An 11,930-nucleotide genomic window follows, 5' to 3' on the forward strand; every position below is an offset into this window, starting at 1 on the left:
GCCCGTGCGGCCGAGTGGCGTTGAAGTGAGGGCCGGTCGTGACGGCGGCGGGTGGCGTCCTCCCGTGCTCCGCCGTAATGACCGGGCATGATCGAGCACCGCGCCCGGGATCGTCCGGCGCCGGGCCGGCCGGTCGTGACCTGGCGATCAAGTGGCCAACGGAACGGTGATCGTGCTGGTGTTGTCGCTCTGGGACGGGTCGAGGCGGGTGGATTCGACGTGGGCGGTGATGCTCGGTGAGGCCGCGGCGTCGCGAGAGACCTGGACGTGAGCCGACAACTGGACCGGCCGGCCGGGGTGGATGGCGGCGATCGTGCAGGTGGCCTGCCTGTCCGTGTGCCTGCAGGAGGCGCCGTCCACCGAGGACAGGGTCGTGCCTTGCGGCAGCGTGAACGTGACCGGCACCTGCGCGGCGGACATCAGCCCGCGCAAGGTCACGGTGGCCGTGACGGTGGCGACGCCGCCGGGCTTGACCGGACGCTTCGGGCCTGAGGCGCTGATGGACAGCGCGTCATACACCCCGCCCGGGTCGGCGTTCTTCACGATGGCGCCGTAGCCCTCGGCGTTGAGGGCGTTGGCGACGGAGAAGCCGCCCTCCTCGCCGTCCTCGCTGCCCGCCGACAGCACGCCGACCAGGTCGCGGGTGCCTTTGAGCAGCCAGGGCCCGCCGCTGTGGCCCCTGAACAGGTGACAGTTGTACGTCTCCATCCGCCCGTCGTCGGACGCGGCGACGGTGCCGGAGGGGAAGATGACGGCGCCCTCGGCGATCCCCCCGGACGGCTCGGTCTTGCCCAGGCACCAGAGCTGGTCCTTGCCGTCGTACGGCCTTCTGCCGGACACGCCGGGGTAGCCCGTGGTCGCGATGGTGTGCCGGATGCCCTGGTTGAGCATCGGGGTGAGGCCGCCGACCGCGTCCTGGAGCGTGCGGTCGTTCTTCTTGCCGACCTCGATGAGGGCGATGTCGTAGATCGAGTTCCAGTCGCCGCCGCTCAGGCCGGTGTAGCCGTCGGGCTTCCACGCCCGGCGGGCGCCCCACCGCCCGTACGGCTCGCGCTGCCGCATGGTGCTCGCCCGTCCGTCGTACGCGGGCACGAACGCGAAGTGGCTGTGCCACTGGCCGGTCGAGGAGCCCATCGGCACCCCGTAAACGCAGTGGGCGGCGGTGACGAGCAGCAGCTTGGCCGCGGAGCGCACGACGGAGGCGCTGCAGGCGTCGTCGCGCCCGCTCGCGTTGACGTAGAACAGCCGGCCGGTGCTCCTGCTGACCGCCGAGCCGCTGTAGGGGCGGTGCACACGGGCGTAGCCGTTGGCGTCCCCGTCCGGGGTGAGCCGCTTGCTGGTGGGCACGCTGTGCCGCGCCGCGCCCTGGGCGGACTTCCGCACGGTCGCCGGCAGGTCCGCGCCGCTGGCCCTGGCCTGCTTGCCGGCGTTCCAGTAGCGCACGGCGCGGCCGGGGCGCATCAGCGGGGACGACACGGCGCCCCAGGAACCGTCTTTGGCGGGCGACGCGGGCGGCGGTGGCTCGGCCGCGGCCGCGGCCGCGGGCACCGCGAGCGCGCCGCCGGCCAGCGTGATCAGCGTGGTGACCAGAGTCTTCGACACAGTGCCCCCTTTGAGCGGATCGAGAACCTCTCGATGACTCTAAGTCATGCTATGAAGGCGGAATGTAATTGAGTGAATGCGTGTCGCCGCGGTCAGCCGGCTGCCGCGTCGGTGTCGCGGCCCGGCGTGATCTCCGCCGTGGTGGCCTCGTGCGGCTCACGGTCGGGTCGCAGCCCGCGCCAGGACGGGTGGCGCAGCCGGCCGTCGCCGGTGACCTCGGCGTACTGCACCTCACCGACCAGGCGGGGCTCCACCCAGTGGGCGTCCCTGGTGTGCTCGCGCGGCACCGCCTCGTCGAACGGCGGCTCCGGCCGCTCCAGCGGCGCGAGGCGCTCGCCCAGGTCGCGCAGCATGGACTCGGTGAACCCGGTGCCGACGTGGCCCACGTACCGCAGCCGGCCCTGGGGGTCGTACGCGCCGAGCAGCAGCGACCCGATCATTCCGGACCGCCGCCCGCCCCCCGGCTTCCACCCGCCGACCACGACCTCGACGGCGCGCACGTTCTTGACCTTCGTCCAGTCGGCGCTGCGCCGGCCCGGCCGGTACGGCGAGCCCATCCGCTTGCACACGACCCCTTCGAGCCCCAGTTGCCTGGAGGAGTCGAACGCGAGCCCGGCGTGGTCGGCGAACCACACCGGCACCTCCCAGCGGTAGCCGGGCGTGAACGTGGTCTCGAGCAGTTCCCTGCGCTGGGTGTAGGGGCGGGAGATGACGCTGTCGTCGTCGAGGTGCAGGATGTCGAACGCCATGTACGTCACCGGCACCGATCTGGACAGTTCAGCGATCGCCGCGGGGTTGCGCTGGTGCATCCGGGGCTGCAGCGCCTCGAAGCTGGGCCGCCCGGTCTCGTCGAACGCCACGATCTCCCCGTCGATCACGGCGTCGCGCCTGCCGGCGGCGCCGGCCATGAGCTGGAGTTCGGGGTAGGCGGGGGTGATGTCCTTGCTGTTGCGCGACATCAGGCGGACGGCGCCGTTCTCGATGAAGGCGAGGGCGCGCACGCCGTCCCATTTCATCTCCACGGCCCAGTCAGCGCCCTGGACGGAGTTCAGGGAGCCGAGCTGGGCCAGCATCGGCGTGTAGGCCGGCAGCCGAACCATGGTGCATGCCTTACCCGTCCGGCTGATCGACAGTGACCAGCCGGGGTCTACAGATGGTCAAAGGCGGTGTCTTCGACGAGCTGGGCCAGATCCACGCCGTGGGCGGCCAGCTCGGAGACGGTGGCGCAGTAGCCGCGCAGGTACGTCCTGCCGTTGACCTGGTGGGAGACACGCAGGAGCGGGCGATCGTCCAGAATGATCGCCTCTACCAGGAGCCCGTCAGGGCCTCGCCACTGTCCCACGCGGCAAGCGTATGGGGTCGGACATAATGGACACGCAATGTGAAAGTACTCACATGACCTCGAAGGCCGTCGTGACGCGGCTCCCGCTGCGACACGTGCTCGGCGGTTCGCTCGGCAAAAACCGCTTGGTGCTTTTTTGGTGTGGTGCGTTAGCGGAGGGCCCGTGGCGGGCAGTGGAGTTGCCCTGAACTTTCCCGGCCGTGGCCGTACCCCCCCGTGACGGTCGCGGCGGCTGCCCCGGCAGGCCCGGTCCGGGGTCGCGGCGGCCGTGGGCGCGACGTCGGCGAGCGCCGCCCACGGCCGCCCATTTGTGACACGCCGTACTCCTGCCTGGAACCCCGGCGGCGGCGTCCCGGATGGTGGACAGAACCTGATTCAGCGGGCGGACTCCGTAGACTGTACGGGTGATTTCCCGTATCGACATGCGCGGTTCTCTGCCGGAGAACCTGCGCGACGTGCTGCCCCGCGCCGAGCTCGACGTCGAGGCCGCCCTGGAGAAGGTGCGGCCCATCTGCGACGACGTGCGCCATCGCGGGGCGGCAGCCGTACGGGAGCTGACCGCCAGGTTCGACGGTGTCGAGATCGCCACCACCCGGGTCCCCGCCGAGGCGATCGAGCGAGCGCTGAGCGAGCTCGACCCCAAGGTGCGGGCCGCGCTGGAAGAGTCGATCAGGCGGGCCAGGCTGGTCCACCACGACCAGCGGCGCGCCGACGTCACCACCCAGGTCGTGCCCGGCGGCACCGTGACCGAGCGCTGGGTGCCGGTCGAGCGCGTGGGCCTGTACGTGCCCGGCGGCCGCGCGGTCTATCCGTCCAGCGTCGTGATGAACGTCGTGCCCGCTCAGGAGGCCGGCGTCGGCTCGCTGGCCGTGACCAGCCCAGCGCAGCAGGCGTACGGCGGGCTGCCGCACCCCACGATCCTTGCCGCGTGCGCGCTGCTCGGCGTGGACGAGGTCTACTCGGTGGGCGGGGCGCAGGCGGTGGCCATGTTCGCCTACGGCACGGAGGAGTGCCCGCCCGCCACGATGGTGACCGGTCCCGGCAACATCTGGGTGGCGGCGGCCAAGCGGCTGCTCAAGGGCCGCATCGGCATCGACTCCGAGGCGGGCCCGACCGAGATCGCTATCCTGGCCGACGAGACGGCCGACCCGGTCCACGTGGCCGCAGACCTGATCAGCCAGGCCGAGCACGACACGATCGCCGCCGCCGTGCTGGTCACCACCAGCGTCGAGCTGGCCGACGCGGTCGAGAAGGAACTGCCGGGCCAGGTGTCGGCGACCAAGCACTCCGATCGCATCGCCGAGGCGCTGAGCGGCAGGCAGTCGGGCATCGTGCTGGTCGGCTCCATCGACGACGGCATCAAGGTCGTGGACGCCTACGCGGCCGAGCACCTGGAGATCCACACCGCGAACGCGGCGGAGATAGCCGGAAAAATCCGGAACGCCGGGGCGATCTTCGTGGGCACGTACGCGCCGGTGTCGCTCGGCGACTACCTCGCCGGCTCCAACCACGTGCTGCCCACCGGCGGCTGCGCCTGCCACTCCAGCGGCCTGTCGGTGCAGTCGTTCCTGCGCGGCATCCACGTCGTCGACTACACCCGCGAGGCGCTCGCGGGCGCGGCGGCCCATGTGGCGGTCCTGGCCGACGCCGAAGACCTTCCGGCCCACGGCGCCGCCATCCGTGCCCGATTCGACTGGCAAGTTCCCACGGAGACCGCGTGAACCTCGACGACCTGCCCATCCGAGACGACCTCCGGGGTAAGTCGCCGTACGGCGCGCCCCAGATCGACGTCCCCGTCAGGCTCAACACCAACGAAAACCCCTACCCGCCCTCGCCCGAGCTGGTCGCCGACCTGGCCGAGGCGGTCAGGGCGAGCGCCGGTGAGCTCAACCGCTACCCCGACAGGGACGCCACGGCCCTGCGCGCCGACCTGGCCGGCTATCTCGGCCACGGCCTGACCACCGAGCAGGTGTGGGCCGCCAACGGCTCCAACGAGGTGCTCCAGCAGATCCTGCAGGCCTTCGGCGGCCACGGGCGCACGGCGATCGGGTTCGAGCCGTCGTACTCGATGCACCCGATCATCACCAGCGGCACCAGCACCGAGTGGATCTCCGCCAGCCGAGAGGAGGACTTCTCGATCGACCCCGGCAAGGCGACGGCGGCGATCGAGGAGCACCAGCCCGACATCGTGTTCCTGGCCTCGCCCAACAACCCGACGGGCACCGCCCAGCCGCTCGAGACGATCAAGGCCGTGCTGGCGGCGGCCAAGGGCATGGTCGTGGTGGACGAGGCCTACGCCGAGTTCGCCCGCGAGGGCACGCCGTCGGCGCTCACCCTGCTGCCCGCCCACCCGAGGCTGATCGTCACCAGGACGATGTCCAAGGCGTTCGCCATGGCGGGCACCCGGCTCGGCTACCTGGCCGCCCACCCGGCCGTGGTGGAGGCGCTGCTGCTGGTGCGGCTGCCGTACCACCTGTCGACGCTCACCCAGGCGGCCGCGCGCGTGGCGCTGCGGCACCGCGCCGAACTGCTGGGTTCGGTCGACGTGCTGCGGCGCGAGCGCGACGACACGGTCGCGTGGCTGCGCTCCAAGGGTCTGGCCGTGGCCGACTCCGACGCGAACTTCGTGCTGTTCGGGCGCTTCCCCGACCGGCACGCGGCGTGGGAGGGGCTGCTGGAGCGCGGAGTGCTCATCCGCGAGGTGGGCCCGCCACAATGGCTGCGTGTGTCGATCGGCACCGGCGAGGAGATGGCGGCCTTCCGGGCCGCGCTGGAAGGAGTCCTGTGAGTCGCGTAGGCCGCGTCGAGCGCGTTACGAAGGAGACCTCGGTCCTGGTGGAGGTCGGCCTCGACGGCACCGGCCGGGTCGAGGTCGCGACCGGGGTCGGGTTCTTCGACCACATGCTGGCCCAGCTCGGCAAGCACGGGCTGTTCGACCTGACGGTCAAGACCGAGGGCGACCTGCACATCGACTCCCACCACACGATCGAGGACACCGCGCTCGCACTGGGCGCGGCGTTCCGTGAGGCGTTGGGCGACAAGTCGGGCATCAGGAGGTTCGGCAGCGCGTCGTGCCCGCTGGACGAGTCGCTGGCCCAGGTCACCGTCGACCTGTCCGGCCGGCCCTACCTCGTGCACTCCGAGCCCGAGGGCATGGCGCCGATGATCGGCCACGACTACGACACGACGATGACGCGCCACATCCTGGAGTCGCTCGTCGCGCAGGCCGCGATCTGCCTGCACGTCCACGTCCCGTACGGGCGCAACGCCCACCACATCGTGGAGGCCCAGTTCAAGGCGCTGGCCAGGGCGCTGCGCGAGGCGTCCGAGCTCGACCCGCGCGCCACGGGCGTGCCGAGCACCAAGGGCGTCCTATGACCGACAACCTCATCGCCGGCGTGATGGTGTTCATCGGGCTGTTCCTCATCGGCGGCGTGTTCTCCCTGTTCAAGCAGGGGCTCAAGATCGGTGCGGCCGTCTGCGCCCTCGGCGCGGCGATGGCGATCACGGCGGGAGTGCTGTGGTGGTGAAGAAGAACATCATCATCCTCGACTATGGCTCGGGCAACCTGCGCTCGGCCGAGCGGGCGCTGGCCAGGGTGGGCGCCGACGTGACCGTGACGTCCGACTTCGACACCGCCCTCAACGCCGACGGCCTGGTGGTGCCGGGGGTCGGCGCGTTCGAGGCGTGCATGACCGGGCTCAAGAGCGTCCACGGCGAGCGGATCATCGGCCGCCGCCTGGCCGGCGGGCGTCCGGTGCTGGGCATCTGCGTCGGCATGCAGATCCTGTTCGCCAGGGGCGTCGAGCACGGCGTGGAGACCGAGGGCTGCGGCGAGTGGCCGGGCACGGTCGAACGGCTCGACGCTCCCGTGCTCCCCCACATGGGGTGGAACACGGTCAAGGCGCCCGCGGGCAGCGTCCTGTTCGCCGGGCTCGACGCCGCGACCCGCTTCTACTTCGTCCACTCGTACGGCGTGCGCGAGTGGGAGCTGCAGACCGGCGAGGGGTTCGCCGAGCCGGTCGTCACCTGGGCCGAGCACGGCGTGCCGTTCGTGGCCGCCGTGGAGAACGGCCCGCTCATGGCCACCCAGTTCCACCCGGAGAAGTCCGCCGACGCCGGAGCCGTGCTTCTGAAGAACTGGCTGCAGACGCTGTGAGCGCCTCGAGAACCGGATTCGGGACACCATGAGCAAGGAGCGCGCGCGCCGGAGGGCCGAGCGGGAAGCGGAGCGGGCGCGCGCGATCCGGGCCAACGAGGAGCGGCAGGCGCGCAGGGCGCGCCGCCGCGCGTTCCTGGCCAGGCTGGTCCCGCGCCCGGTGCGGTTCTACCGCCAGGGCGGCCTGATCGCCCGCCGCCACCGCGCCCAGAACATCGTGCTCGGGCTGGGCTTCCTGTTCGTCCAGGCGCTCGTCTGGCTGCTGTGGGGATCGGTCTTCCTCAGTTTCGGCGTGTTCGTCTTGTCACTGCTGCTCGCGCCCGTTGTCGTGACCCTCGCTTTCGACCGGAGGATTTGAATGTCGCTCGTATTGCTGCCCGCCGTGGACGTGGTCGACGGCCAGGCCGTGCAGCTGGTGCAGGGTGTGGCCGGGACGGAGAAAGGCTACGGCGAGCCGCTGGCCGCCGCGCTGGCCTGGCAGGAGGCGGGCGCCGAGTGGATCCACATGGTCGACCTCGACGCGGCGTTCGGCCGGGGGAGCAACCGGGAGCTGATCGCCGACGTCATCGGGCGGCTCGACGTGAACGTGGAGCTGTCCGGCGGCATCCGTGACGACGACTCCCTGGCCGCTGCGCTCGCCACCGGCTGCCGCCGGGTCAACATCGGCACCGCCGCGCTGGAGAAGGCCGACTGGTGCCGGAAGGTCATCGCCGAGCACGGCGACAAGATCGCGGTCGGGCTCGACGTGCGCGGCACCACGCTGGCCGCCCGCGGCTGGACCGAGGAAGGCGGAGACCTCTGGGAGGTCCTCGACCGGCTCGAGTCCGACGGCTGCCCCCGCTACGTCGTCACCGACGTGACCAAGGACGGCATGCTCCAGGGACCCAACCTCGACCTCTACCGCCGCATCCTGGCCCGCACCGGCAGGCCCGTCGTGGCCAGCGGCGGTGTCTCCTCTCTGGATGACCTGGTCGCACTGGCGTCCCTCGTCCCCGACGGACTCGAGGGGGCCATCGTGGGCAGTGCCCTTTACGCTCACGCGTTCACACTGGAAAACGCGCTTGCCGCAGTACGCGTGTAGCTCTTGCCGGGAGGGGGCGAGATGAGCGTTGGCATCTTCGGCATGGAAAGCACTGGGTCGCGGGTGTTTTCCGGCGGCATCTGGGAGGAAAGGTACGGCTACGCCCGCGCGGTCATTGCGGGTGATCGGGTGATCGTGTCCGGTTGCACGGCCACGGTCGCCGGAGAGGTACGCCATGTGGGCGACGCCTACAGACAGAGCCTGACCGCGATCGACATCGCGCTGGAGGCCGTCACGACAGGCGGTCTGACCTGCGAGGACGTGGTCATGGTCCGTTACTATGTGGTGGAGCAGCGCCACTTCGACCTCGTGGGCCAGGCCATCGGCGAGGTCTTCGGGAAGGTGCGCCCCGCCTGCACTGGAGTGAGGGTGGCCGGGCTGGTCGACCCTCGGATGCTGGTCGAGATCGAAATCGAGGCTGTTCGAGCATGACCGTAGCCGTGAGAGTCATCCCCTGTCTCGACGTGGACGCCGGACGCGTCGTCAAGGGCGTCAACTTCGAGAACCTGCGCGACGCCGGCGACCCCGTCGAGCTGGCCAGGCGCTACGACGAGGAGGGCGCCGACGAGCTCACCTTCCTCGACATCACCGCGTCGTCCGGCGAGCGGGGGACCATGCTCGACGTCGTACGCAGGACGGCCGAGCAGGTGTTCATCCCGCTGACCGTCGGCGGCGGCGTGCGCGCCGTCGAGGACGTCGACCGGCTGCTGCGGGCCGGGGCCGACAAGGTGTCCCTCAACACGGCCGCCATCGCCCGGCCCGACCTGCTCACCGAGGCGTCCCGGCGGTTCGGCGCCCAGTGCGTCGTGCTGTCCGTGGACGCCCGGCGTGCGCCGGGCACAGCCAGCGGGTTCGAGGTGACCACGCACGGCGGGCGGCGCGGCACCGGGATCGACGCCGTCGAGTGGGCGGCGCGCGGCGAGGAGCTGGGCGTGGGCGAGATCCTGCTCAACTCGATGGACGGTGACGGCACGCTCGACGGCTACGACCTGGAGATGCTGCGGGCGGTGCGTGCCGCGGTGCGGGTCCCGGTGATCGCCAGCGGCGGCGCCGGCCGTCTGGAGGACTTCCCTCCGGCGGTGGCGGCGGGCGCCGACGCGGTGCTCGCGGCCTCGGTGTTCCACTTCGGCACGCTCAAGATCTCCGAGGTCAAGGACGCGCTCCGGCTGGCGGGCCACCCGGTCCGCTGACCGCGTCGCCGGTGGCTGGGCGCGTGTCCGTCGCGATGCGGCGCCGCGACGTGCTGCGGCGTCGCATCGCTGCGCGTTGCCGTATCGCAGGGCGGCGCCGTGTCGCGGGGCGGTGCCGCGCGCCCGTCAGCCGGGTGGTGACCCCTCAGAACACCCGCATGTGGTGGAACAGCTCGTACGCGACGTCCTTGGCCCCGAACGCCGCCGCCTCCGAACGTTTCACCGCCAGGTACGCGCTGCGCCGCAGCGGCCCCAGCGCCTCCATGAGCACCTCGTCGGCTTCCAGCGCGTCCAGCGCCTCGTCCAGAGACGAGGGCAGGCGCGTGTACTGGCCGGGCCGCGTGTCAGGGTCCACGTCCACGGCGGCTCCGGGGTCCAGCTTGCGCCGGATGCCGTCCAGGCCCGCGTGGATGACGGCCCCGAGCGACAGGTACGGGTTGGCGGAGGAGTCGGAGGGCTTGAGTTCCAGGTTGGGCTCGCCGGTCTCACCGAGGGGGGAGCACACGCGGATCGCGGCCTCCCGGTTGTCGGGCCCGTAGACGGCGTACGCGCTCGACCACGTGCGGGGCGCCAGCCGCCGGAAGCTGTTGACGCTCCCGCACGTCAGCGCCGTCAGGCCGGGCAGGTGGGCGAGCAGGCCGCCGATGAACCCGTCGCGCACCTCGCTCTCCTCGGCGAACACGTTCTGCGAGTCGTTCCACAGCGAGAGGTGCAGATGGGCCCCGTTGCCCGCCTGGTCGGCCAGCGGCTTGGGGGCGAGCGTGGCCCACATCTGCATGCGCAGGGCGACCCCGCGCACGGTCTCGCGGTAGAGGACGTGGTTGTCGGCGGCGCGCAGCGCGGGCGCGTGACGTACGGACAGCTCCTGCTGTCCGGGCCCCAGCTCGGGATGGTAGTGCTCGACGCGCAGCCCCTGCTGCTCCAGGGCGTGGATGAGCTTGATCGTGTAGTCGTGGGCGGTGTCGAACCCGGCGTTCGCGTAGCAGAGCGAGTCGTCGAGCGGGATCAGCCGGTCGGGGCCGCCGGACGGGTCCGGCAGGCGGCGGCCGAGGGAGAACTCCGGCTCGAACGCCGCGACCAGCGTGTAACCCTCGGTGGCCAGTTCGGCGATGGCGTCCTTGAGGAAGGTGCGCGGGCAGGCCCCCCACGGCGTGCCGTCCGGCAGGCGCAGATCCGACAGCATCGCGGCCGCGCCGGGGGCGTGGGGCAGCGGGACGTACGTGGCGGGGTCCGGAACGATGCGTACCTCGCCCACCGGACCCAGGTGCTCGACGTCCTGGAGCTGGTCGAGCATGTTCATCGCCATCATGGCCACCGTGTGCCCGATGCCCGTGCTGAGCCGTTCGGCCAACCGCGACCGGGATGCCGCTTTACCCCGGATCACGCCACCGTGGTCGGCGTAGAGAAAACGGATCAGCTCGATGCCCTCGAGCTCGGTTCGCTCGAGGATCCGCCGCGCATGGGGATCGAGCTGATTGATCTTTGTGCCGCTAGGGCGATCTCTCATCCTGCCTGCGTAACACGATCTGGCAGCGCGGGGAAGCATCTGACGCAGACAGAAGCCCGCGTCAGGTCAGAACATTTGTAAAGAAGACGGCCAGTTGGTTGGCGCCCTGGAGAATTCCATCGAACACTCCGTTGACCGCCGCCGCGGCCTGGGCCGGCTTGGTGAAAAGGTAGAACACCACGAACGCGACAGCCACGTAGGTGAGCACCTTCTTGACCTGCATGGGGGCCTCCTGCAGTCCATTCCCAGCCGTATATACCCGGATCTGGGCGATCACTGGCATCTTCTATGAAGATGTTCATGATCATAACCGGGGGGCTTCTTTCCTTAGCCATGGTACGGGCTAGAAGCCGAGTGCGAGCCCCTACCACACCGGGATTTCTGCGATAGGCAAGCCGGATCACGCGACGGATCGGCTACACGCCCAGAGAGGCGTCGCGGAGCCGGTCGGCGGCCTCGGGGTCGCCGGTCAGCTCGACCCGGGCGTGCCGCTGCCGCCCGAAGCAGAACATCAGCAGCTCAGCGGCCCGGCCCGTGACCTCCACCCTGGCGCCCCCGCGGGGACCGCCGAGCACCACGCCGCCGCCGAGCCGGTGCAGCACCACGCCCACCGGCGCCCTGCGCAGCATCAGCCGGGCTCCCGAGGCGACGCGCTTCCAGATGAGCCGTTCGAGGTCGCCGGGCAGCTCGCGGGGCTCCCACTCCGGCTGGGCGCGGCGCACGTCCTCGTGGTGGACGAAGTACTCCAGCGTGTTGACGGCGTCGTCGAGGAACGGCAGCAGCCCGTAGACGCCGCCCGGCTTGCGCACCAGGCCGACCAGCTCGGGGTAGGGGTGCCTGGCCTTGAGACCGTTCTGCACGGAGGCGGTGTAGCCGGCCAGGGGCTTGATCGCGATGCCGCCCATCGCGTCGGGCCTGCGCTCGCGAAGCACGAGGTGGGCGGCCAGATCGTAGGTGTTCCAGCCCGTGCAGAGCGTCGGCGCGTCGGGGCCGAGGCGGTCGAACAGGTCGCAGAGCGCCGAGCGTTCATCGCGAGCATGAGTCACATG

General features: G+C 71.0%; 15 protein-coding genes. 9 read left to right on the plus strand and 6 right to left on the minus strand.

The genetic code is table 11. The features are described 5' to 3' along the window. Positions 1–147 precede the first annotated feature (147 nt). From ACQPWU_RS19660 to ACQPWU_RS19670, 3 genes are all read right to left on the minus strand, one after another. Positions 148–1,602 (minus strand): hypothetical protein, encoded by a 1,455-nt coding sequence (locus ACQPWU_RS19660; RefSeq protein ID WP_433442021.1) that lies wholly within the window; start codon positions 1,600–1,602, stop codon positions 148–150. Positions 1,603–1,694: 92 nt separating this feature from the next. Further along, the gene (gene ligD, locus ACQPWU_RS19665) at positions 1,695–2,702 is read right to left on the minus strand and encodes a non-homologous end-joining DNA ligase (protein ID WP_433442023.1); all 1,008 of its coding nucleotides are present in this window, start codon (positions 2,700–2,702) and stop codon (positions 1,695–1,697) included. A gap of 47 nt (positions 2,703–2,749) precedes the next feature. Beyond that, positions 2,750–2,944 carry a hypothetical protein gene (locus tag ACQPWU_RS19670; RefSeq protein WP_360709955.1) on the minus strand — a complete coding sequence of 65 codons (195 nt, stop codon included), beginning with the start codon at positions 2,942–2,944 and terminating at the stop codon, positions 2,750–2,752. A gap of 404 nt (positions 2,945–3,348) precedes the next feature. On the opposite strand from ACQPWU_RS19670, the gene hisD reads away from it, so the two are divergent. Genes hisD through hisF form a run of 9 tightly spaced genes read left to right on the plus strand, consistent with a single transcriptional unit; the run spans position 3,349 to position 9,374 of the window. Then, a complete protein-coding gene (gene hisD / locus ACQPWU_RS19675) occupies positions 3,349–4,665 on the plus strand; it encodes a histidinol dehydrogenase (RefSeq protein WP_433442025.1) in 1,317 nt (438 codons plus the stop codon). Further along, positions 4,662–5,732, plus strand: coding sequence for a histidinol-phosphate transaminase (locus ACQPWU_RS19680; RefSeq protein WP_433442027.1), 1,071 nt, complete (start codon positions 4,662–4,664; stop codon positions 5,730–5,732). The genes hisD and ACQPWU_RS19680 overlap by 4 nt, the downstream gene beginning before the upstream one ends. Continuing rightward, positions 5,729–6,322: an imidazoleglycerol-phosphate dehydratase HisB gene (gene hisB / locus ACQPWU_RS19685; RefSeq protein ID WP_360704443.1), complete on the plus strand. Its 594-nt coding sequence runs from the start codon at positions 5,729–5,731 to the stop codon at positions 6,320–6,322. Before ACQPWU_RS19680 ends, hisB begins: the two co-directional genes overlap by 4 nt. Next, positions 6,319–6,474 carry a hypothetical protein gene (locus tag ACQPWU_RS19690; protein WP_433442030.1) on the plus strand — a complete coding sequence of 52 codons (156 nt, stop codon included), beginning with the start codon at positions 6,319–6,321 and terminating at the stop codon, positions 6,472–6,474. The genes hisB and ACQPWU_RS19690 overlap by 4 nt, the downstream gene beginning before the upstream one ends. Beyond that, the gene (gene hisH, locus ACQPWU_RS19695; protein WP_433442032.1) at positions 6,471–7,103 is read left to right on the plus strand and encodes an imidazole glycerol phosphate synthase subunit HisH; all 633 of its coding nucleotides are present in this window, start codon (positions 6,471–6,473) and stop codon (positions 7,101–7,103) included. Before ACQPWU_RS19690 ends, hisH begins: the two co-directional genes overlap by 4 nt. Before the next feature lie 28 nt (positions 7,104–7,131). Further along, positions 7,132–7,461 (plus strand): hypothetical protein, encoded by a 330-nt coding sequence (locus ACQPWU_RS19700; protein ID WP_433442034.1) that lies wholly within the window; start codon positions 7,132–7,134, stop codon positions 7,459–7,461. Beyond that, positions 7,462–8,184 carry a bifunctional 1-(5-phosphoribosyl)-5-((5-phosphoribosylamino)methylideneamino)imidazole-4-carboxamide isomerase/phosphoribosylanthranilate isomerase PriA gene (gene priA / locus ACQPWU_RS19705; RefSeq protein ID WP_433442036.1) on the plus strand — a complete coding sequence of 241 codons (723 nt, stop codon included), beginning with the start codon at positions 7,462–7,464 and terminating at the stop codon, positions 8,182–8,184. Between the two features lie 21 nt (positions 8,185–8,205). Then, on the plus strand, positions 8,206–8,616 hold the full coding sequence (locus ACQPWU_RS19710) for a Rid family hydrolase (protein WP_433442038.1): 411 nt from the start codon (positions 8,206–8,208) through the stop codon (positions 8,614–8,616). After that, on the plus strand, positions 8,613–9,374 hold the full coding sequence (gene hisF / locus ACQPWU_RS19715; RefSeq protein ID WP_433442040.1) for an imidazole glycerol phosphate synthase subunit HisF: 762 nt from the start codon (positions 8,613–8,615) through the stop codon (positions 9,372–9,374). Before ACQPWU_RS19710 ends, hisF begins: the two co-directional genes overlap by 4 nt. A gap of 145 nt (positions 9,375–9,519) precedes the next feature. Here hisF and ACQPWU_RS19720 read toward each other — a convergent pair whose 3' ends face one another. The 3 genes from ACQPWU_RS19720 to ACQPWU_RS19730 all read right to left on the minus strand — a co-directional run bounded on the left by ACQPWU_RS19720 (position 9,520) and on the right by ACQPWU_RS19730 (position 11,927). After that, positions 9,520–10,881 (minus strand): glutamine synthetase family protein, encoded by a 1,362-nt coding sequence (locus ACQPWU_RS19720; RefSeq protein ID WP_433442042.1) that lies wholly within the window; start codon positions 10,879–10,881, stop codon positions 9,520–9,522. Positions 10,882–10,942: 61 nt separating this feature from the next. Next, entirely contained in the window at positions 10,943–11,104 is a 162-nt protein-coding gene (locus ACQPWU_RS19725) for a hypothetical protein (protein ID WP_357598428.1), read from the minus strand. A gap of 193 nt (positions 11,105–11,297) precedes the next feature. Continuing rightward, positions 11,298–11,927, minus strand: a complete 630-nt coding sequence (locus ACQPWU_RS19730) for a TIGR03085 family metal-binding protein (protein ID WP_433442044.1) — start codon at positions 11,925–11,927, stop codon at positions 11,298–11,300. Between the last annotated feature and the right edge of the window lie 3 nt (positions 11,928–11,930).

Source organism: Nonomuraea sp. CA-141351, assembly GCF_050944675.1.
In the GTDB taxonomy this organism is placed as follows: Bacteria; Actinomycetota; Actinomycetes; order Streptosporangiales; family Streptosporangiaceae; genus Nonomuraea.

Excerpts from the sequence above, each read along its gene's own strand:
- ligD (WP_433442023.1), bottom strand. The coding sequence starts at position 2,702 with ATGGTTCGGCTGCCGGCCTACACGCCGATGCTGGCCCAGCTCGGCTCC.
- ACQPWU_RS19690 (WP_433442030.1), top strand. The coding sequence starts at position 6,319 with ATGACCGACAACCTCATCGCCGGCGTGATGGTGTTCATCGGGCTGTTC.
- ACQPWU_RS19700 (WP_433442034.1), top strand. The coding sequence starts at position 7,132 with ATGAGCAAGGAGCGCGCGCGCCGGAGGGCCGAGCGGGAAGCGGAGCGG.
- priA (WP_433442036.1), top strand. The coding sequence starts at position 7,462 with ATGTCGCTCGTATTGCTGCCCGCCGTGGACGTGGTCGACGGCCAGGCC.
- ACQPWU_RS19710 (WP_433442038.1), top strand. The coding sequence starts at position 8,206 with ATGAGCGTTGGCATCTTCGGCATGGAAAGCACTGGGTCGCGGGTGTTT.
- hisF (WP_433442040.1), top strand. The coding sequence starts at position 8,613 with ATGACCGTAGCCGTGAGAGTCATCCCCTGTCTCGACGTGGACGCCGGA.
- ACQPWU_RS19720 (WP_433442042.1), bottom strand. The coding sequence starts at position 10,881 with ATGAGAGATCGCCCTAGCGGCACAAAGATCAATCAGCTCGATCCCCAT.
- ACQPWU_RS19725 (WP_357598428.1), bottom strand. The coding sequence starts at position 11,104 with ATGCAGGTCAAGAAGGTGCTCACCTACGTGGCTGTCGCGTTCGTGGTG.